Origin of the sequence: Mycobacterium sp. (assembly GCF_032159775.1) — a bacterium.
GTDB lineage: Bacteria > Actinomycetota > Actinomycetes > Mycobacteriales > Mycobacteriaceae > Mycobacterium.
In genome coordinates this window covers 13,492-32,980 of the sequence record NZ_JAVHWK010000041.1, presented here as the reverse complement: position 1 = coordinate 32,980, position 19,489 = coordinate 13,492, and the positions used below count along the sequence as shown (strand labels likewise).

Sequence of the window (19,489 nt, the reverse complement as noted above, 5' to 3'; positions counted from 1 at the left end):
ATAGCCTTAGCTGCTCCCGGCTGGTCTGGGGGCCAGGTCCGAGTGGCGGAATGGCAGACGCGCTAGCTTGAGGTGCTAGTGCCCTATTAACGGGCGTGGGGGTTCAAGTCCCCCCTCGGACACCGATATTTAGTAGACATCGCGCACGTAACGCTTCTGCGCGACCAGTTCGCGCTTGTAGTGGTGGGCGGCCTCATCCGACATTCCGCCGTGCGTCTTGATGATGTGGGTGAGCACGGCGTCGACGTCGCGCGCCATCCTCGACGCGTCCCCGCAGACGTAGAAATGCGCGCCCTCGTCCAGCCAGCGCCACAGGTCGGCGCCGTAGTCGAGCATCTTGTGCTGCACATAGACACGATCGGCTTGGTCACGTGAGAAGGCCAAGTCCAGCCGGTTGAGCAGCCCGTCTGCGCCCATCGACTCGAGCTCGTCGCGGTAGTAGAAGTTGTCGCTGCGGTGCTGGTCGCCGAAGAACAGCCAGTTGCGCCCGGCGTGGCCGAGGGCGCGGCGCTCCTGCAGGAAGCCGCGGAACGGGGCGATGCCGGTGCCGGGGCCCACCATGATCATCGGCACGGCGCCGTCCTCGGGCACCCGGAAGTGCGGTGAGCGTTGCAGGAACACCGGCACGGGCAGCTCGGTGGCCCGATCGGCGAGATAAGTGGTCGCGACCCCGCCACGGGGACCGCCGTCGGTTCCGCGGTACCGGATCACCGACACCGTGAGCTGCACCTCGTGCGGGCTGACCAGCGGGCTGGTCGAGATGGAGAACTGCCGCGGCGTGAGGCGCACGAGCACCTCCTGCCACTGAGCGGGATCGGCGCGAACGGCGAACTCCCCGATGACGTCGAGGGCGTTGCGGTTGACCAGCCACTTGTCAATCTTGTCGCGCGGCGCGAGCAACACCTTGGCGGCATTGCGGTCCGGACAGGACTCGGCGACGAACCGCAGCAGATCCGGGGTCACCCGACAGATGTCGTAGCAGGATGTCAGGGCGTCGCGCAGCGTGCGCTCCTGCCCGTCGATCTCGACCACTTCCCTGCCGGCGAGCCCGGTCGCGCTCAGCCAGGTGTCCACCGCATGTCCGCTGTTCGTGGCGTAGACGCCCAGGGAATCGCCCGCGGCGTAGGAGACGTCATGTGCGGAGATGTCGAAACCGAACTGTCGCACCTCTTTCGCCGACATCGGCCCCGACAGCAGGACATTGGTCGACAGCGGGGCGAGCAGCGGCCTGGTGCGCGTGAAAGGTTCGGCGACCTTGGCAGGTCTGGCGATGGTGGTCACTGCGCCCGCTTGGCCGTTCACCGGTTCGCCCGCGGCGCCACCCGCGAGCGCGGTGACCTCCTGCGCCCATCTGTCCATCGGCTCGTCGTCGTAGATCTCACACTCCGTGCGGTCGCGCAGCCGGGTGGCACCGAGGTCGGCGAGCCTGCTGTCGATCGACTTGGCGTGTCCGCAGAAGTTGTCATACGAGCGGTCGCCGATGCCGAGCACCGCGTAGCGGACACCATTGAGGGAAGGCGCATCCGGCGATTCCAGCCGCTGCCAGAAACCGGCGCCGTTGTCGGGCGGGCCGCCGTCACCGAACGTGCTGGTGATGACGAGAACGTCGCGGGCCGCTGTGAGCTTGTCGAGGCCGATGTCGTCCATGTTGGCCAGCCGGCAGCCGGGAACCATGTTCGCCACCCGTGCCGCGAACTCCTCGGCGTTGCCGGTCTGCGAGGCCCACAGCACCAGCGGGCCGGCATCGCCGTTGTGCGCCGGGCTGCCGACCGGTTCGCCCTTGGAGTACTGACCGGCCAACATGCCGTCGATCCACAGCCGCACGTCCGAGCGCACGGGTGCAGACTCCGGTAGCACCGGCACGCCGACCTTGGCATCCGCGATACCGGTGAAGAAGCCTGCGAGATAGAGCTTTTCGTGATGGTCCAGCTTCGGTGCCCTGGTTTGTGCCAGCCCGAGCTGCGCGGCGACCGGGTGACGAGAGGCGGGGACGTCGACGGTGTGTAGGGGCCGCATGCTGATCGCGCAGACCTTGAATTCCGGTTGGAGCGAATCGGGGTCAACGGCGTCGTTGGTGAGCGCGTTGATGGTCAGGTACTCGCCGTGTTCGTCGTTCCAGTGGAACGGCACGAAGCAGTTGCCGGGCCGCACCCGGTCGGTCACCACCGCCGGCAACACCGCGCGGCCTCGTCGTGACGTCAACTCGACCGGCTGACCGTCGGCGATCTCGAAGGCCACCGCATCGACCGGGTGAATCTCCACGAACGGCCCGCTGTTGAGTTTGTTCAGCTTGTCGACCCGGCCCGTCTTGGTCATGGTGTGCCACTGATGTTGCAGCCGGCCGGTATTCAGAACGAACGGATAGTCGTCGTCGGGCAACTCGTCGGCGTCCATGTGTGGGCGGGGGTGGAAGATCGCCCTGCGCGACGGCGTCGGAAAGGCCAGCATCGGCCGGTGTCCGTTCTCGTCGACGAAAAGGTGCTGGCTCACCCCGTCGTTGAGATAGCGAATCGGATGACGATCCGAATCGTCGTCGGGGGGCACCGGCCACTGCAGAGGCGTTTCACGCAACCGGGAATAGCTTGCGCCGCGCAGGTCGTAACCCGTTGCGGTATTAGAGAACCGGCGGATCTCGTCGAACACCTCTGCGCTGGACGAGTAGGCGAATTGGTCACCGAAGCCCAGTTCGCCGGCCAGCTGGCAGATCAGCTGCCAGTCCGGCCGGGTCTGACCTGGCGCGGGAATCGACTGCTGCAGCAATGTCAGCGTGCGGTCGGAATTGACCATGACCAACTCGGATTCGGCCCACAGCGTCGACGGCAACACGATATCGGCGTACCGGTTGGTGGCCGTGTCTCGGTAAGTATCCTGCGCGATGACGAGCTCGGCGGCTTCCAGTCCCGCAATGGTGGTCCTGCGGTTAGGCATCGAGACCACTGGGTTGGTGCAAATGATCCAGCACGCCTTGATCTCTCCGGCGGCGAGCCGTTCGAACATGTCCACGGCGCCCGGTCCGAACTCTGGGCGGATGGTTCCCGGTGGCAATCCCCAGACCTGCTCGACGAAGTCCCGGTCGCGCTCCGAGAGCACTGAGCGCTGACCAGGCAGACCGGGCCCCATGTAGCCCATCTCGCGGCCGCCCATGGCGTTGGGCTGACCCGTCAGCGACATCGGCCCGCTTCCCGGCCGGCAGATCGCTCCGGTGGCCAGGTGCAGGTTGCAGATGGCGTTGGTGTTCCAGGTGCCGTGCGTGCTCTGGTTCAGCCCGACGGCCCAGCACGTCATCCAGTCGCCCGCTTCGGCGATCATGGCGGCGGCCAATCGGAGCTCGGACTCGCCGATACCGGTGATCTGGGCAACCCTGGCCGGGGTGTAGTCGGCCAGGAAGGCGGGCATGACGTCCCAGCCTTCGGTGTGCTCGGCGATGAAATCGAAATCGATGGCGCCGCTGTTCGTCTCGTCTTCTACGAGCAGGTGCAGCAGCCCGTTGAGCAGCGCCACATCGGTGCCGGGCTTGATCTGCAGGTAGAGGTCGGCCCTTTCCGCAGTCGTGGTGCGCCGGGGATCCACGACGATCAACTTGGCACCCGCCTTGAGCCGATCGGCCATCCGGAGGTAGAGGATCGGGTGGCAGTCGGCCATGTTGGAGCCGATCACGAAGAACAGGTCGGTGACGTCGAAATCGCCGTAGGAACCGGGCGGCCCGTCGGCTCCGAGGGATTGCTTGTATCCCGTGCCTGCGCTAGCCATGCAGAGCCGCGAGTTGGATTCCATATACTTGGTTTGCAGGAATCCCTTCGCGAGTTTGGTTGCGAGATATTGAGATTCAAGCGACATCTGTCCCGACACATACAGCGCGATGGCGTCGGGTCCGTGCTTGTCGACGATGGCGCGCAGACGTCGGCCCGCTTCTGCGATCGCGTCGTCGACCGGTGTGGGGACTGGCTCGTCCGTACGCGACGGTCGCAACAACGCCGAGAGAAGCCTGCCGTCGTCGGCCCGCATCATCTCGGCGTGGGTGGCCCCTTTGGTGCACAGCCGACCGGCGTTCGTCGGATGCAGCCGATCGCCCGAGACCCGGGCGATGACCGGTAGGCCCGTGCCCGAGTCGGTCGACGTCTGGACTTCGATGCCGCAGCCGACGCCGCAATACGAACACGCCGTCCTGGTCACCATGTACATATCGTCGGTACGGCCTGTTCCGGGATCTTTCCGCGCACGTTAGCGGGCGGAAAACTGATGCTCACCGCGACGCCGTTGACCCGGTGAGCATCAGTTGGCGCAGGTCAGGCCATGCCTGCCGGCTGCGCGACGCGGCCGACGGGCTCGCCGGAGCGGGTGCGCACAGTCTGAATGCGCAGGAACACCACCCATGTGACGATGGCGCAGATCACATAGAAGGCGAGGAACACCCAGAACGCGTTGGTCGCCGACTTCGCCGCACCGACGTACGACAACCGCAACGCGACGTTGATGAAGACGCCGCCGAGGGCACCAACGGCGCCCGCAAAACCGATCAGCGCTCCCGACATCCGGCGTGACCACGCGGCCTTCTGCTCGGCGGTGAAGTCGACCTTATCCTGCGCCTTGGCCTCGAAGATCGACGGGATCATCTTGTAGGTCGAGCCGTTGCCGATGCCTGAAAGCAGGAACAGCAGGATGAAACCCGCGACGTAGCCGGTCATCTGGGCGCCGGTCGCGGCGCCGGCCGCACCGTCGTCGAGCATCCCGGAGGCAACCAGGATCCCCGCCGCGAACATCATCGCCACGAAGGTGTAGAGCGTGATCCGCCCGCCGCCGATCCGATCGGCCAGCTTGCCGCCGAAGGGCCGCGCGATCGAACCGAGCAGGGGTCCGATGAACGAGATCTGGGCGGCATGCAAGGCGGCCTGGGCGGCGCTGTCACCGCCTGCGAGGAAGTTGATCTGCAACACCTGGCCGAAGGCGAACGAGAAGCCGATGAACGAACCGAATGTGCCGATGTAGAGGAAACTCATCACCCAGGAATCCCTGTACCGCAGGGCTTCTGCGAGCGCGCTGAGGTTGGACTTCTGGTTGCGCAGATTGTCCATGAACAGTGCCGCTCCCAGCGCCGCGCAGGCGACGAGGACCAGATAGATGGCGCAGACCAGTTCCGGCGCGGTGTTGCTGACCGTCGCGATGACCAGCAGGCCGAGAAGCTGGATCACCGGGACACCGATGTTGCCGCCGCCGGCGTTGAGTCCGAGCGCCCAGCCCTTCAGCCGCTGCGGGTAGAACGCATTGATATTCGTCATCGACGAGGCGAAGTTGCCGCCGCCGAAGCCGGCGAATGCGGCGATCACCATGAACGTCGTGTACGACGTGCCGGAGTTCTTCATCGCCCACCAGGTCAACACTGTGGGAATGAGGAGAAGCAGCGCGCTGACGATGGTCCAATTGCGGCCGCCGAACTTCGCAGGCGCAATCGTGTACGGGATCCGCATGAACGCGCCGACCAGCGTCGGCACCGCCACCAGATAGAACTTGCCTGCGGCATCGATGTGGTAGACGTTCTGCGGCATGAACAGCACCATCACCGACCAGATGGACCAAATCGAGAATCCGACGTGCTCAGCGAATATCGACCAGATCAGATTGCGTTTGGCGATGTCCTTACCGCCCTGCTCCCAGGCGTCGACGTCTTCGGCGTCCCAGTGCTCGATGTTGCGGTTCCGGCTCAGAATCGACACAGTGCTCCCCACCTAGGTGAATCGGTCCCACCAGGTCTATGCCTTGGCCATTCCCTCGCTATTGCGCGGCTATGTCGTCGGGGTCAACACCAACTCACATAGGTTTTCGCCGACGATGTGCGCAACCGGAATCAAGGCAGTGTTCTGCTTGAAACGAACCGGAAACATGAGCGCCCTAGCTTCGTGAAGGCATGAGCGACGGCAGCATTCCGCGTTTCCTGCAGGGCCCTTTCGACTTCGAGGGCAACGGGCTCGACAAGCCACTGTTGATCGACGACTCCCTTCGCTATGTCGTGCCGGCAGGCGCGATTTCGCAGCCGGTCTACTTCCGTGGCGGCAACTCCACCGACGAAATGATCACCGTGGTCCTGTTCCGCGACGGCAGGCCGATGCGCTATTTCCCCATCGCCGCCAAGGGCGCCACACACGTCGCGCTGCGTGTGGTCGAGGATCTGCTCGCCGACACCGTGCTCGAGCTGTACGTGGCGGCCCCTACCGGATGCGTGGGCACCGTGATCCTCGATCTGGGTTTGGTGGAGGTCTGATGGCCCGCAGGCTGGTCGTGGTCGGCAACGGGATGGCCGGCGTGCGTGCCATAGAGGAGATCCTCGCTCGCGGTGGCGGTGAACTGTTCGACATCACCGTTTTCGGTGACGAGCCGTACGGCAACTACAATCGCATCCTGTTGTCCAATGTGCTGGCGGGCAGCCAGGTGATCAACGACCAGGAAGGTATCTACCTCAACGCACTGGACTGGTACCGCGACAACGACATTGATCTGCGGGCGGGTGTGCGGGTGGTGCGCATCGACCGGTATGCCCGGTTGGTGCAGGCCGACGACGGAACGGTGACCCGCTACGACAACTTGATCGTCGCAACCGGCAGCCGGTCCTTCTTCCCGCCGATAGCCGGGCTGTGGGCCGACGACAAGACTCTTGCCGACGGGGTCTTCGGGTTTCGGTCTCTCGACGATTGCCTGGGGATGATCTCGCAGGCCGAGAACCGCACGAAGGCGGTGGTGATCGGCGGCGGTCTGCTGGGCCTCGAAGCGGCCCGTGGGCTCCAGAGCCGCGGCATGGCCGTCAATGTCGTCCACGCAGCACCGACGCTGATGAACGCACAGCTCGACGACACCGGCGGTGCGATTCTGCGACGGTCGGTCGAGCGTCTCGGCATCACCGTGCACACCGACAAGCGCACCACCGAGGTGAGGGCCGTCGACGGCAAGCTGAGCGAAATAGCTTTCTCCGACGGCAGTTCCATCGACTGCGACATGCTGGTGATTGCCGCGGGTATCCGGCCCAACGTCGGACTCGCGCAGCGTTCGGGATTGACCGTGGAGCGTGCCGTCGTCGTCGACGACCACATGCGCTCGGTCGACGACGACGCCGTGTACGTGGTCGGCGAGTGCGCGCAGCATCGCGGCCAGGTGTACGGCTTGGTGGCGCCGCTGTGGGAACAGGCAGGTGTGCTGGCCGACCACATCACCGGCACCGACAAGTCGGCGGCGTATCACGGGTCGCGCACCGCCACCAAGCTCAAGGTCGCCGGCGTGGACGTCGCATCGATGGGCCTCAAGGCGCCCGCGCTTCCCGACGACGAGTTCGTGCAGTATTCCGAACCTAAGCACGGTGTGTACAAGACGATCGTGATCAGGGACGGAAAGCTGGTCGGCGCAACGCTCCTCGGCGATGTCAGCAAGGTCTCCTTCCTCACGCAGGCGTTCGACAGCGGTCTGCCGTTACCCGACGAGCGGGTGTCGCTGATGTTCGACATCGGCACGCCGGATGTCGCCGTCGGTGTCGCCGAGCTCGACGATGACGCGCAGGTCTGCAACTGCAACGGGGTCAGCAAGGCCGCGCTCGCCTCCTGCGTACGCGCCGGGGAGACGTCGGTCACCGGAGTGATGGCAAAGACCAAGGCGGGCAGTGGTTGTGGGTCGTGCAAGGAACTCGTCAGTCAAATCGTGGCGTGGGCGGCCGGCGGCGAGGCGACCGAGGATCCGTCGGCGTCGTGGTATGTGCCCTCCGTTCCCTATGACAAACCGACGCTGATGAAGCATGTCCGCGAGCTGGGATTGCATTCGGTTTCTTCCGTGTTCGCCGCACTCGCGCCGGATGGCAAGGAGGATGCGAACTCCAAGATGGCCTTGGCGTCGCTGCTGGAGACGATGTGGGCCGACGAGTTCGTCGACGAGCGCGACGCCCGCTTCGTCAACGACCGCGTGCACGCGAACATCCAGCGCGACGGCACGTTCTCGGTGGTGCCGCAGATGAAGGGCGGGGTCACCAACTCGTGGCAGCTGCGCCGAATCGCCGAGGTCGCCGACAAGTACGCGATCCCGATGATCAAGCTGACGGGTGGCCAGCGCATCGACCTGCTCGGTGTGCGCAAGGAAGACCTGCCCGCGGTCTGGGCCGACCTCGACATGCCGTCGGGGTATGCCTACGGCAAGAGCTTCCGAACGGTGAAAACCTGTGTCGGAACTGATTTCTGCCGATATGGCCTCGGTGATTCGACGGCGCTGGGCATCGCCATCGAGGAGCGCTATCAGGGGCTGGCCAGCCCAGCGAAGATGAAGCTCGCCGTGACCGGGTGCCCACGCAACTGTGCCGAGGCGCTGTGCAAGGACCTCGGGGTGGTTGCGGTCGGCGACGGCAGGTGGGAGATCTATGTCGGGGGTGCGGCGGGCGCGCACATCCGCAAGGGTGACCTGCTGGCAACCGTCGACGACACGAACACCGTGATCTCACTTACCGGGCGGTTCCTGCAGTACTATCGGGAGAACGCGAACTGGCTGGAACGCACATACTCGTTCGTGCCACGCGTCGGGATCGACAAAATCCGCGAAGTGGTCGTCGACGACGCCGAGGGCATCGCCGAAACACTTGATACGAACATGCAGAAGTCCATCGACGCCTACCGCGATCCATGGCAGGACGGCCGGAAACCCATCACCGAGGGGCAATTCCGGACGTCGCTGCCGCTTATCGCTCTCCCCCGGGTCCCGGTGCGATGACGCAGGTTACCGTCGGCTCAGTTGAGGAAATCCCGCTGGGTGAAGCACGGACGTTCGCCGTCGACGGTTCCCAGATCGCGGTGTTCCGATTGCGCGACGGAACGCTACGGGCGATCGACGCGGTGTGCCCGCACAGGGGCGGCCCCCTCGCCGATGGTCTGGCCGACGACACGGTCGTCGTCTGCCCGCTGCACGGCCACACCTTCGAGTTGTGCAGCGGAGCGGAGGCCACGGGCAGCGGGATGTCGGTGCGCAGCTATCCGGTGGAGGTCAGCGGCGGAGCGATCCGAATCAACCTTCCTTCGGCTTGACCGCGAGCACCGGCTTCTGGCATTCCAGCAGCAGGTGCTGGGAGACACTACCCAGCAGCAGCTTGCCTACCGGGTTGCGATGCCGGATGCCGATGACCAGGAGTTCGGCGTCGTCGCGCTCCATGGTCTTGAGCAGCTCCTCGGCGGTGTCGACTCCGACCGGTTGGGTCAGCTCGAACTCCACACCGCAATTCGCGAGGTGGTCCTCGACGTCGTGCACCTCGCCGGACTGCGCGAATCCCGCGTCGACATAGGCGTCGCCCGCGGTCGCGTTGACGACCCGCAGCGTGCTGCCACGCAGTTTTGCCTCGGCGATGCCGTGTTCCAGCGCCGCGCGGCCGAACGGGTCCGCGCTGTATCCGACCACTATCACGACTGTGCCGCCTTCTCTTGCTGGTCCCGGTCGTCTTCGACGATCAGGAGTGTTTCCTCGCTTCGATGCATCAGCTTGAGCACCAGCGGCATCAGCAGCAGCGCCGCCGTCAGCACGTACACGATGATGGCGACCGGCTCGGTGAACAGCCCGCTCCAGTTGCCGTCGGCGAGCTGCAGAGATTGCCGCAGCTGACGCTCGATGCGGGGCCCGAGAATGACGCCGATGATCAACGGCAGCACCGGCAGCCCGAATCGCCGCATCATCAAACCGAGCAGCCCGAACACCAACAGCAGGGCCAGGTCCAACGGCTGCACGTTGACCGCGAGAGCGCCGAGCGTCGCGAAGAACAGGATGCCCGCGTACAAGTACGGCCGGGGGGTGCGCAGCAGCTTGGCCCACAGGGGCGCCAGTGGAAGGTTCAGCACCAGCAGCAGGAAGTTTCCGATGAACAGGCTGGCGATCAGGGTCCAGATCAGCAGCGGCTCCTTCTCGAAAAGAGTTGGGCCGGGCTGGATTCCATAGGAGACGAACGCGGTCAGCATCACCGCCGCGGTTGCGTTGGTGGGCAACCCCAGCGAGAGCATGGGCACCAGCGTGCCCGCAGCGGATGCGTTGTTGGCCGCCTCGGGACCTGCGACCCCCTCGATCGCGCCCTTGCCGAACTCCTCCGGGTGTTTGGAAAGCCGCTTCTCTGTGACATACGACAGGAACGTCGGCAACTCGGCGCCTCCTGCAGGCAGTGCACCGAACGGGAATCCGAAAGCGGTGCCGCGCAGCCACGGCTTCCACGAGCGCTGCCAATCCTGACGACCCATCCACGGCCTGCCGACCGGAATGACCTCGGACGGGCGACGGCGCAGATGTGCTGCCACCCAAAGGGCTTCGCCGAGGGCGAAGATGGCCACCGCGATGATGACGATGTCGATGCCGTCGGAGAGCTGCGGAATCCCGAACGTCGCCCGTGGCTGGCCGGTGAGGAAGTCGATTCCCACCACGCCGATCGCCAGACCGAGGAACAGCGAGATCGCGCCACGCATCTTCGACGAGCCGAGCACCGCGGTGACAGCGACAAGTGCGAACAGCATGATCGCCAGGTATGACGGGGCTCCGAGGGTGACGGCGAACCGCGAGATCGCCGGTGCGAACGCGGCCAACAGGATCGTGCCGATGGTGCCCGCGACGAATGACCCGATCGCGGCGGTGGCAAGCGCTTGGGCGGCACGCCCCGCCTTCGCCATCTTGTTGCCCTCGATCGCCGTGATCACCGAGGACGACTCGCCAGGGGTGTTCAACAGAATCGATGTCGTCGACCCGCCGTACATGCCGCCGTAGAAGATGCCCGCAAACATGATGAAGGCCGCACTGGGGCTGACGTTGTAGGTGATGGGCAGCAGCAAGGCCACCGTCATGGCGGGCCCGATACCCGGCAGCACGCCGACCGCGGTGCCCAGCAGGACTCCGATCACCGCGTACAGCAGGTTCATCGGGGTTGCGGCCTGTTCGAACCCCTGAATCAGCCAGTCAAGATTTTCCATGTCAGAGAATTCCGTCCAGAATGCCTGCGGGCAGCGGGATTCCGAGCCCGGAATAAAACGCATAGAAGCTGCCCACCGAGAGCACCGCCCCGATGGCGATGTTTCGGACGTAGTGCCGGCTGCCGAGGATCGTCGCCGCGCCGGCGAACAGGAGTGCTCCGGTGATGGCCCAGCCGAGCGGCTTCACCAACAGGATGGTGGCGACGAAGACAGCGACGAGCATGCCGACGGTGCGCCAGTCGCTCGGCATGTTGGGGTCGACGTCCTCACCCGCGTCGGCCTCACCGACCGAACCGCGCGGTATCGCGACCGCCAACACGATGGCAAGCAGGATGAGGATGACGCCGATGACGATCGGAAACATCTTGGGCCCGACGGGATCCACCTTCGCGAAACCCGCTTCGAGCGTCACGGCGTCATAGATCAGGAACGCGCCGACCACCACGAGCACGACGCAGACCAGGTACTGCGCCTTGTCGACGGTCTTTGAAATGGCGTGTTCCTGTGGCTCTTCGGTGGTCGTCATAGCAGCCCCAGTTCGGTGAGTGTCGACGAAACCCGCTCGTCCTGGTCCTTCAGGAACTGTTCGAACTCTGCACCGGTCACGAATGCATCGGTCCAGCCGTTCTTCACCAGCGCCTCCTTCCATTGCTGTGTGCCGTGCAACTCTTCGAGCACCTTCACCATCGCGTTTCTGGAATCGTCGGAAATGTCCGGTGGCGCAAGGACTCCACGCCAATTGGCGAAGGTCAGATCGATTCCGGCTTCTTTCAGCGTCGGCGCGTCGATGCCCTCGACCCGCTTGTCGCTGGACACCGCCAGCACGCGCAGTTGACCGCCCTCCACCTGGTCGATGAGTTCGCCTGGACTAGAGGTGCCGACGGTGATCTTCTTGCCGAGCAGCGCGGTCAGCAGATCACCGCCGCCGTCGTAGGTGACGAAGTTGACCGATTTCGGGTTGACGCCCACAGCCTTGGCCAGTTCCATCGGAAACAGATGGTCCGGGCCGCCGGGCGACGAGCCGCCGCCGATCGTCACCTTGGACGGATCGGCCTTCCACGCGGCGACGAAGTCCGTCACCGTCTTGAACGGCGAGTCGGCGGGAACGAAGATCGCGCCGGGGTCCTCGATCAGCTTGGCGATCGCCGTCGCATCCGACACCTTGATCTTCGAACCGTTGGTGTAGGTGGCACCGACGACGCCGAGACCCATCGTCATCATCAGGTCGTCGTTGCCTTTTTCGTTCATCAGCCGGGCCATCGCGACCGTGCCGCCCGCGCCGATGACGTTGAAGACCTCGATGCGCCCGGTGATGTCGTCGTCTTCCATGATTTTGACTGCGGTGCGCGCCGTCAGGTCATATCCGCCGCCCGGGCTGTTCGGAACCATCATGCGCAACCGATGAAACCCTTGCGCCTCCTCGCCACGCGTCACGCCGCAGCCGCTGAGCAGCAGCGCCGCGATCACCGCGATGACCAACATCGCTTTTTGTCGGGTTGCCAACAAGATCGTCCCCAATCACTTCAGTTGTGATGCTCAGCAATACTGGAGCACATCAGTGATCCAAGTCACTGATGAGAACGCAAAGGAAGTATTGGTCATTAAGTACATGGCCTGGTCGCGAAGCCTGGGCGGGCAGTTCCTGGTTTTCCAGCTGCTGGTGGTCGTCGTGGTGCTGTTTGCGGTTGCGGCGGTCTCGGTGACTCAGTCGACCAGCGAGTTCCGGGAGGTTCGGGGTCAGCGGATGATCGCGGTGGCCGAGAACATGGCCTCCACACCCGTGGTCCGGGATCGCTTCGCCGACCCGTTCGCCGCCAAGGTGCTCGCGCCGGAAGTGGATCGCGGTGTAGCGCTCTCGGGCGCCGACCTGGCTGAGATCCTCGATCCGGACGGCACTATCCGGGTCTCGTCGGAGCCTTCGCGCGTCGGCTCGCGGATGGACCTGGGACCCAGCCGGGCCGATGAAGGCAGGGCCTGGTTCGGCGATGACGACGTCGACGGTGTGCACAGCCTGGTCGGCCAGGTGCCGATCCTGTCCATCGACGGCGATGTGTTGGCGGTGGCATCGGTGAGCGAGGGTTATCCGTCGGTGTGGGAGTTGTTGAGCGGTGCGGGTGAGCGGCTGTTGTTCTATCTCGGTCTCGGCGCTGTGCTCGGCCTGCTTGCGTCGTGGCTGCTGTCCCGGCGCATCAAACGGCACACCCGCGGGTTGGAGGTCGCCGAGATCGCCGGCCTCGCCGACCACCGGGAAGCGTTGCTGCACAGCATTCGTGAGGGTGTGGTCGCGGTGAACAACGAAGGCGATGTCACGCTGCTCAACGACAGCGCCCAGGAGCTGCTCGGCGTCGGCGGTGAGGCGGTCGGACGGCGCGTCGACAACATCGGCCTGGATCCCGCGGTCGTTGAATTCCTGCTCTCCGGAGACGACGGCCGCGACGTCGTGATCGCCACCCGCACCCGGGTATTGGCGTTGAACCGACGGTCGGCCACCAGTCAGGGCCAGGTGATCGGCACGGTCACGACGATGCGCGACAGCACCGAGCTGGCGGCGCTTCAGGGCCAGTTGTCGTCGCACAAGAGCGTCACCGACACGTTGCGTGCGCAGACCCATGAGTTCGCCAACCAGCTGCACACCATCTCGGGACTCGTCCAGCTCGGCGAGTACGACTCTGTCCGCGACCTCGTCGGGACGCTCACCCGGCGACGCGCCGAAATCAACGACGCCGTCACCAGTCGAATATCCGACCCCGCGGTGGCTGCGCTGCTGATCGCGAAGACCTCGCTGGCGGCCGAAAGCGGCGTCTCACTACAACTCGCGACGGCTTCGCATCTGGCTGCGCTGACCCCTGCGGTGGCGACGGATGTGATCACCCTGCTCGGCAACCTGATCGACAACGCGGTCGACGTTTCGGTGGGCGCGCAGCCCGCACTGGTGACCGTGCAAATCGATGACCGGGATTCCCTGACGATTTCAGTGGCCGACTCGGGACCCGGTGTGCCCGAACATCTTCGCGAGGAGATCTTCGCCAGGGGTGTGACATCCAAGCCGGATGCGCCGGGCGGCCGTGGCATCGGGCTGGCACTGGTGCGACTGGTCACCGCCCAGCATGGGGGCACCGTCGAGGTCAGCGACGCCCCGTCCGGCGGCGCGCTGTTCGTGGTGAAGTTGCCAGAGACAGTGACGGCCAGGCAGGCCGCCCATGCGTGACGTGCTCGTCGTCGACGACGACTTCATGGTGGCCGAGATCCATCGCAGGTTCGTCGAGCAGGTCAACGGCTTCCGCGCGGTGGGCGTGGCCCGCACCGGCGCAGAAGCGCTGACGGCGGCCCGCGAACTGCAGCCTGAGCTCATCCTGCTTGACGTTTACCTACCGGATATGACCGGACTGGACGTGTTGCAACAACTGCGATCCGACGGTGACCGGGTTGGCGTCATCATGATCACCGCCGCCCGCGAACTGGACACCGTTACCGGTGCCCTCGACGGCGGTGCCGCCGACTACCTGATCAAGCCGTTCGAGTTCGATCAGCTGAAGGCCAAGCTGGAGGCGTTCGCCGTGCGCGCCGATGCGCTGGAATCCGCCGATGGCGTCGACCAGTCACTGATCGACTCGCTCTTCGGCAGCCAGGGAGCACCGTCGACGCAGGCGTCGCTACCCAAGGGTCTCGGCGCAGAAACCGGTCGCCTGGTGCTCGATGCGGTCACGAGCGCCGGTGAGGTCTCCGCGGCGGAATGCGCCGAGCGCGTTGGCATCTCACGGGTAAGCGCGCGCCGCTATCTCGAGCACTACCTCGGCACCGGCACGCTGGAGATCCGGCTGCAGTACGGCGTCGGTCGGCCAGAGCGGCGCTACCGCGTGGTGAAATGACGCCTACGCGGCATCGTGGGCGACGATAGCGATACCGATACGCATCTCGATCTCGCTGACGTCGACAAGAATCGGTCCGGGGGCCGGTGGTGCGGTCGATCGATAATGGCGACCCGTCGGTGTCACGAATTCCGCTGTGTGCAGACCGTTTTCGTCGCCGGCGATCACCTGCCAGCCGTGCGATTCCTTGGCATAGTTGCAGCGTTCACACTCACCGAGGCCGTTCTCGGCACTGGTAGGTCCGTCCCGGTGGTGTGGCCGGGCGTGGTCTCGGTGCCGGATCGGCGCATCGCAGTACGGCGTGCGGCAGGTTCGGTCCCGTAGATCGATGAAGCGCGCCAAGCCACGCGGGAAGAACCGCGACCGCGACTCCATCGCCACCAGCTGCCCGGACTTCGGATGGCGGTACAGCCGCCGCAGCGTGCACCGCGACCGCTTGTCGGTAACTGCACGCTCGACCAGCCGGCGCGCCACCGCAGCAGGAACGGGGCCGTAGCCCTCCACCACGGCCGGGCTGTCGTCGCCGGCCAGCAGCGTCTCGTCGGCGATCACCAGGTTGACCGCCACCGCATCAGCGACGTCAGCAGGTTGACCGGTGACCCGTTCGAAGAAGGTGTCTGCCATCACCTGGCCGCGCGAACGTTCGTCGAATGTGGTGTCAGCAGCGCGCTTCAATGACGCGTACGCCCCTACGCCCTTGGCCACCGGAAGCAGCACCGTCACATAGACCATGGTGTCGGGCGCCGGGCGGATGGTCACGGTGCGGTCGGACTCGGCCTTCGCCGCCCGGTCGACCACCGCCTGCGCGTCGAGGCGGTAGGCGATCGCCTTGGCGTCGGCCTCGATCCGCGCGTCTCCCTTGCCCTCGAGCGTTGCGACATCGGCACACATTTCGACATCGAGGCGGCGTCGGTCCTCGACGTCCAGACACGCCGACTGTTTGACGATCAACGTCGCCCGCCACTCCGAGAGCGCTCCGCACTCCAAAGCTGCCAGCGTGTGCGGCATCTCAAACACCAGAGCTTTGGCGAAACCCAGGTGCCGTCCGCCGCGCGCCGGGGAATCCCGTCGCGCCAACGCCACCTCACTGGCCACACCACGACACTGTCGCGGCTTCGGCACCGCCGCCGCTTCATCTGCACGCCGCAGCTCATAGAGCGCCACCGCCGCACGCGCCTGCTCAGCCGCGGCTGCTGACTTCACCCGCTCCAACTCGGCGATACGTTCAATCAACGCACCTCCGTCGCTATACTCGAACATACATTCGAATATAGAGGGCCGGTCTGACAAGACTCGTCAGCCGTGCCGGGCGGCCTCCTGGGCCAGCGCGACACGCGAGGTGATCCCGAGCTTGGCGTAGGCGTGGGTCAGGTGCGTCTGCACCGTGCGATGAGAGATGAAGAGTCGCAACGCGACGTCCTTGTTGCCGAGTCCCTCGGCGACCAGACGCACGACGTCGAGTTCGGTCGGCGTCAAGGATGCCCAGCCGGTCGACGGGCGCTTGCGCTCACCATGCCCGCGTTGGGCGTAGGAGATTGCCTCTTTCAGAGGCAATGCCTCGCCTTCGGCCCATGCGGTAGTGAATTCGTCACCAAGCGCATCGCGAAGTTTCGCGACAGCCGCCGCGTAGGCCGGCTCGTAGATGGGAAAGCGAACCGTGCCGCCTTGCTGGAGCCGGATAGCTTCTGCCGCACCGCCGAAGCGCGCGCCTTCGCGAAAAGTTCCTGTCGCACAACACGATTCCATCAGGATCTCGAGTGCATCGGGAACGACCTGATACACGTGTATGTCGATGGCCATGGTGAGAGCCTCATGCGCATCGCTTTCACCCTGTTGCAGGTCGCCCTGTGCGATCGCGACGCGGGCACGTGTTGTCAAGGCCCTCGCACGGTGCCAACCCGCCATCGGGGCGACCGAATCATCTGCCAACCGCCTCGCCTCGTCGAGGTCCCCGCGAACGAACGCGAGCTCGGCCGTCGGCATGACGTTCGCGATCACCAGCGCAGGCTGTGCCATCACCCGTTGCCAAGCGACGTCAGTGGCTTCGGTTGCGGCGACGGCGTCGCCCATGGCCAGCGCTGCCTGCGCTAACGGCGCCAAGGCCCACATCTCCACGAAGGGGCCGAGCACCGAGCTGACCTCCACAGCTTCGGCCGATAGTTTCCTCGCTTCGGCGATGTCTCCCCGGTTCAGCATTCCGTGTGCCAGCGCGATGCGCGCGAGTAGCCCGTGGAAGACGTCTCCCGCCGCGTCCGCCTCGACGAGGAGATCACTGAGCACCGCGACCGCCCCAGTCAGGTTGCCTTGCTGAAAGCTCGCGACCCCGCGGCCCCAATAGCGGCACATGCGGGCAATGAAGCGGTCTCCGGACGCTTCGGCGTGCGCCTCGCCTTCCTCGCCCGCAGCAGCCGTTGCAACCGGGTCCCCTGCCAGGCACGCCGTATATGAGTTCCAAGCCAGTATCTGGCTCAACCGCCAACGGTCACCCTGTTCCCTGGCCAGGTCGAGCGCCTCGGCGATGTACGGCAGTGCCGATCCGACGTTGAATGCGGCCGCCGCGATGCAGGAGGTGAGTGCGCGGGCGAGCAGGACGGGATCGTCGAGCTCGCGCGCGACGGCGACCGCTTCTTCCGCCTTGTCGATCAGCTGGGCATCCACGGTGAAGGCCCCCAGCACGGCGCTGTCGGCGAGCGAGCGCGCACGGACCGCCGCACTCACGCCCGCATCCGGGTCGCTTAAGTCGATCGAGTCAAACCATGCCAGGCCCTCGAGCGGTCTGTTTCGCACCAGCCACACCGGATAGAGCGAGCACGCCAATTGCAGTGCGCGGTCTATCTCCCCGTGCTCCTGGTTCCACGCGAACGCGGCCCGCAGGTTGTCGATTTCGACCTCGGCGCCATCGAGAAGATGTTCGAACCCTGCGGCCGTGGGCGCGTCGAACTGTTCGGCGAGCGACGTGTAGTAGTCGCGATGGCGATCGCGAACGACGTCGGCCTCCCCCGACTCGCCGAGCTTCTCCAGCGCGTACTGCCGAATGGTTTCCAGTAGGCGGTATCGCGTACGGCCTCCTGCACTTTCGACGACGATGAGCGACTTGTCGACGAGGAGTGTCAGCTGGTCCAGAATCTGGTGCCGGGGCAACGCGTCCCCGCTGCAAACGTCCTGCGCCGCAGCGAGATCGAAGCCGCCCATGAACGCCGACAGTCGACGGAACAGGATGCGCTCGGGTTCGGTGAGCAACGCATGCGACCAGTCCACCGATGCCTCGAGGCTCTGCTGACGCCGCACCGCCCGACGCGATCCACCGGTCAGCAGCCGGAACCGGTCGTGCAGGCTGTCGAGAATCTCGGTCAGCGACAACGCGCGCACGCGTGCAGCGGCCAGTTCAATGGCGAGCGGCATGCCGTCGAGCCGTTTGCATATCTCGGTCACCGTGGCTGCGTCCACATCTGCGACGGCGAAGTCGGGCTTCACTCGCCGCGCGCGATCGGTGAACAACTGAGTTGCTTCGTCGCCGAGCGACAGCGACGGCACCCGCCAGGTCACTTCCCCGGTCAACCCGATCGGTTCCCGGCTTGTCGTGACGATCGTCAGCGCCGGGCAGGCCTCCAGGAGCACGACGATGAGATCGGCGCTGGCATCGAGCAGATGCTCGCAGTTGTCCAGTATCATCAGCAGCTTGCGATCACCGATGAACCGGATCACGGTGTCAATCCTGGTGCGGCCCGGCTGATCTGGAAGCCCGAGTGCGCGAGCGACGGCGACGGGTACGAGCTCGGTGTCGGTGATCGGCGCAAGGTCGACGTACCGAACATCATCACCGAACTCGCGCGCCACCTCGATCGCCAGCCGGGTCTTACCCGAGCCGCCTGCTCCCGTGAGCGTCACCAGGCGGTCATCGACAAGCAGCCGGCGCACCTCGGCGATCTGCTGCTCTCGCCCGACGAAACTCGTCAGCTGCGCCGGAACACGCGCGACGGTCTCCGATTCCGACGTTCTCAGCAGCGGGAAGTCATTGCGGATATCCGGATGGCACAGCTGCACAACGCGTTCCGGCCGAGGCAGGTCGCGCAGCGGATGTGAGCCGAGGTCGTTGAGCCACGCGTCATCTGGCAGGTGGTCGATCATCATCGACTCGGTCGCAGCCGACAGCAGCGTTTGACCGCCGTGCCCGAGGTCGCGAAGCCGTGCGGTGCGGTTGATCGTCGGGCCGATGTAGTTGCCTTCGTCGCGCAACTGGATCTCGCCGGTGTTCACGCCGATCCGCAACCGGATAGGCGCAAGCGGAGCACGCTGCAGGGCCAGCGCGCAAGCGACCGCATCGCTGGCGCGAGCGAAGGCGACGACGAAGCTGTCGCCCTCCCCCTGCTCGACGGGGCGGACACCGTCGTGAGCGGTGACCAGATCGGTCAGCGTGGCATCCAGCCGGGCAATCGCGGCGGTCATCGCCGCCGGCTGGGTCTCCCAGAGCCTCGTCGACCCCTCGACGTCGGCGAGCAGCAACGTCACCGTTCCTGTCGGTAGCCCGCTCCCAGCGGAGGCCATACTGCTCCTCACGTCCGCGGGTTCGCTCCACTCGAGTTGGCTCATGCTAGCCAGCATGCGGGCCTGACATGGGCCAAACATCAGCGCAACCGCGTATATCTGGGCAGAGATGTGCTTACCGCG

At 65.4% G+C, this 19,489-nt stretch carries 13 protein-coding genes and 1 tRNA gene; 6 read left to right on the top strand and 8 right to left on the bottom strand.

Annotation, left to right across the window (positions count from 1 at the left end; genetic code table 11):
- The first annotated feature begins 36 nt into the window (after positions 1–36).
- Positions 37–122, top strand: a tRNA-Leu gene (locus tag QOJ24_RS04345).
- 7 nt (positions 123–129) lie between these two features.
- Here QOJ24_RS04345 and QOJ24_RS04340 read toward each other — a convergent pair.
- Together QOJ24_RS04340 and QOJ24_RS04335 are read right to left on the bottom strand one after the other, a co-directional pair.
- Complete coding sequence (locus QOJ24_RS04340; protein WP_526259457.1) at positions 130–4,176, bottom strand: bifunctional nitrate reductase/sulfite reductase flavoprotein subunit alpha; 4,047 nt, start codon at positions 4,174–4,176, stop codon at positions 130–132.
- Between the two features lie 110 nt (positions 4,177–4,286).
- Complete coding sequence (locus tag QOJ24_RS04335) at positions 4,287–5,711, bottom strand: nitrate/nitrite transporter (RefSeq protein ID WP_526259455.1); 1,425 nt, start codon at positions 5,709–5,711, stop codon at positions 4,287–4,289.
- Positions 5,712–5,902: 191 nt separating this feature from the next.
- On the opposite strand from QOJ24_RS04335, the gene QOJ24_RS04330 reads away from it, so the two are divergent.
- The 3 genes from QOJ24_RS04330 to QOJ24_RS04320 are packed head-to-tail and all read left to right on the top strand — an operon-like array spanning position 5,903 to position 9,041.
- On the top strand, positions 5,903–6,256 hold the full coding sequence (locus tag QOJ24_RS04330) for a molybdopterin oxidoreductase (RefSeq protein WP_526259453.1): 354 nt from the start codon (positions 5,903–5,905) through the stop codon (positions 6,254–6,256).
- A complete protein-coding gene (gene nirB, locus QOJ24_RS04325) occupies positions 6,256–8,730 on the top strand; it encodes a nitrite reductase large subunit NirB (RefSeq protein ID WP_526259451.1) in 2,475 nt (824 codons plus the stop codon). Before QOJ24_RS04330 ends, nirB begins: the two co-directional genes overlap by 1 nt.
- Positions 8,727–9,041, top strand: coding sequence for a Rieske (2Fe-2S) protein (locus QOJ24_RS04320; RefSeq protein WP_526259449.1), 315 nt, complete (start codon positions 8,727–8,729; stop codon positions 9,039–9,041). Before nirB ends, QOJ24_RS04320 begins: the two co-directional genes overlap by 4 nt.
- On the opposite strand, the gene QOJ24_RS04315 is transcribed toward QOJ24_RS04320, so the two are convergent.
- The 4 genes from QOJ24_RS04315 to QOJ24_RS04300 are packed head-to-tail and all read right to left on the bottom strand — an operon-like array spanning position 9,022 to position 12,434.
- Entirely contained in the window at positions 9,022–9,414 is a 393-nt protein-coding gene (locus QOJ24_RS04315; protein WP_526259447.1) for a universal stress protein, read from the bottom strand. The genes QOJ24_RS04320 and QOJ24_RS04315 overlap by 20 nt on opposite strands.
- Positions 9,411–10,952 carry a tripartite tricarboxylate transporter permease gene (locus QOJ24_RS04310; RefSeq protein WP_526259445.1) on the bottom strand — a complete coding sequence of 514 codons (1,542 nt, stop codon included), beginning with the start codon at positions 10,950–10,952 and terminating at the stop codon, positions 9,411–9,413. Before QOJ24_RS04310 ends, QOJ24_RS04315 begins: the two co-directional genes overlap by 4 nt.
- Position 10,953: 1 nt before the next feature.
- On the bottom strand, positions 10,954–11,478 hold the full coding sequence (locus tag QOJ24_RS04305) for a tripartite tricarboxylate transporter TctB family protein (protein WP_526259443.1): 525 nt from the start codon (positions 11,476–11,478) through the stop codon (positions 10,954–10,956).
- Positions 11,475–12,434, bottom strand: coding sequence for a Bug family tripartite tricarboxylate transporter substrate binding protein (locus QOJ24_RS04300; RefSeq protein ID WP_526259461.1), 960 nt, complete (start codon positions 12,432–12,434; stop codon positions 11,475–11,477). The genes QOJ24_RS04305 and QOJ24_RS04300 overlap by 4 nt, the downstream gene beginning before the upstream one ends.
- 127 nt (positions 12,435–12,561) lie before the next feature.
- Between QOJ24_RS04300 and QOJ24_RS04295 the strand changes: the two genes are divergently transcribed.
- Both QOJ24_RS04295 and QOJ24_RS04290 read left to right on the top strand, forming a co-directional pair.
- Positions 12,562–14,160, top strand: a complete 1,599-nt coding sequence (locus QOJ24_RS04295; protein WP_526259441.1) for a sensor histidine kinase — start codon at positions 12,562–12,564, stop codon at positions 14,158–14,160.
- Entirely contained in the window at positions 14,153–14,821 is a 669-nt protein-coding gene (locus QOJ24_RS04290; RefSeq protein ID WP_526259439.1) for a response regulator, read from the top strand. The genes QOJ24_RS04295 and QOJ24_RS04290 overlap by 8 nt, the downstream gene beginning before the upstream one ends.
- 3 nt (positions 14,822–14,824) lie before the next feature.
- On the opposite strand, the gene QOJ24_RS04285 is transcribed toward QOJ24_RS04290, so the two are convergent.
- Together QOJ24_RS04285 and QOJ24_RS04280 are read right to left on the bottom strand one after the other, a co-directional pair.
- Positions 14,825–16,081 carry an HNH endonuclease gene (locus tag QOJ24_RS04285; protein ID WP_526259437.1) on the bottom strand — a complete coding sequence of 419 codons (1,257 nt, stop codon included), beginning with the start codon at positions 16,079–16,081 and terminating at the stop codon, positions 14,825–14,827.
- Positions 16,082–16,117: 36 nt separating this feature from the next.
- Positions 16,118–19,366 (bottom strand): LuxR C-terminal-related transcriptional regulator, encoded by a 3,249-nt coding sequence (locus QOJ24_RS04280; RefSeq protein WP_526259435.1) that lies wholly within the window; start codon positions 19,364–19,366, stop codon positions 16,118–16,120.
- Positions 19,367–19,489: the final 123 nt, after the last annotated feature.

Excerpts from the sequence above, each read along its gene's own strand:
- QOJ24_RS04295 (WP_526259441.1), top strand. The coding sequence starts at position 12,562 with ATGGCCTGGTCGCGAAGCCTGGGCGGGCAGTTCCTGGTTTTCCAGCTG.
- QOJ24_RS04340 (WP_526259457.1), bottom strand. The coding sequence starts at position 4,176 with ATGGTGACCAGGACGGCGTGTTCGTATTGCGGCGTCGGCTGCGGCATC.
- QOJ24_RS04285 (WP_526259437.1), bottom strand. The coding sequence starts at position 16,081 with ATGTTCGAGTATAGCGACGGAGGTGCGTTGATTGAACGTATCGCCGAG.
- QOJ24_RS04290 (WP_526259439.1), top strand. The coding sequence starts at position 14,153 with ATGCGTGACGTGCTCGTCGTCGACGACGACTTCATGGTGGCCGAGATC.
- nirB (WP_526259451.1), top strand. The coding sequence starts at position 6,256 with ATGGCCCGCAGGCTGGTCGTGGTCGGCAACGGGATGGCCGGCGTGCGT.
- QOJ24_RS04280 (WP_526259435.1), bottom strand. The coding sequence starts at position 19,366 with ATGGCCTCCGCTGGGAGCGGGCTACCGACAGGAACGGTGACGTTGCTG.
- QOJ24_RS04300 (WP_526259461.1), bottom strand. The coding sequence starts at position 12,434 with ATGTTGGTCATCGCGGTGATCGCGGCGCTGCTGCTCAGCGGCTGCGGC.
- QOJ24_RS04305 (WP_526259443.1), bottom strand. The coding sequence starts at position 11,478 with ATGACGACCACCGAAGAGCCACAGGAACACGCCATTTCAAAGACCGTC.
- QOJ24_RS04310 (WP_526259445.1), bottom strand. The coding sequence starts at position 10,952 with ATGGAAAATCTTGACTGGCTGATTCAGGGGTTCGAACAGGCCGCAACC.
- QOJ24_RS04320 (WP_526259449.1), top strand. The coding sequence starts at position 8,727 with ATGACGCAGGTTACCGTCGGCTCAGTTGAGGAAATCCCGCTGGGTGAA.
- QOJ24_RS04330 (WP_526259453.1), top strand. The coding sequence starts at position 5,903 with ATGAGCGACGGCAGCATTCCGCGTTTCCTGCAGGGCCCTTTCGACTTC.